A 548-nucleotide genomic window follows, 5' to 3' on the forward strand; every position below is an offset into this window, starting at 1 on the left:
TTTCCCTATCCCTCACAAGCTGCGCCAAAGATAGCAAAACAAAATACATCACAGAATCCAAAGCCTACGCATCCACAGGCATAGACCCACACGATATAGAGCAAGTCGTCGAGAAGTCCGCCCGCTCTCTGCTAGAATCCACCTTTACCAAAGAGCTAAAATCACGCAAAATGCTAGCTATATCAGACATCATCAATGAGACACAAGAAGACATAGATACAGAGATTTTAAGCCGCAAGCTAGTGCGCCACATAAGAAATAGCAAAAAATTCACTTTGACAAATGCCATAGCAGGCAGTGGAGCGCACACTGATAAAATGCTGCAAAAACTCGCGCAAGCTAAATGATAACGCAGCCTTTGACCCCTGCACCACACAAGAAAATGGCACGCTAGTAGCACCAGACTACTCGCTTGCTGGCAAAATAACCCAGCGCACCAAAACCATAGGCAAAAATAAGCGCATAGATTATCAGTTTCTCCTAGTGCTTACAGATCTCAAAAGCGGGCGAGTGGTATGGGATACCGATGAGACTATATCGAAGCTAGC

General features: G+C 45.3%; 2 pseudogenes. Both read left to right on the plus strand.

Going from position 1 to position 548, the window contains the following annotated elements:
• A pseudogene (locus BKN38_RS12170) lies at positions 1–347 on the plus strand (penicillin-binding protein activator LpoB); the annotation flags it as partial.
• Positions 298–548 (plus strand): annotated as a pseudogene (locus BKN38_RS12175) (penicillin-binding protein activator LpoB); the annotation flags it as partial. The pseudogenes BKN38_RS12170 and BKN38_RS12175, both read left to right, overlap by 50 nt.

This window comes from Helicobacter sp. CLO-3 (assembly GCF_001854545.1).
Lineage (GTDB): Bacteria > Campylobacterota > Campylobacteria > Campylobacterales > Helicobacteraceae > Helicobacter_B.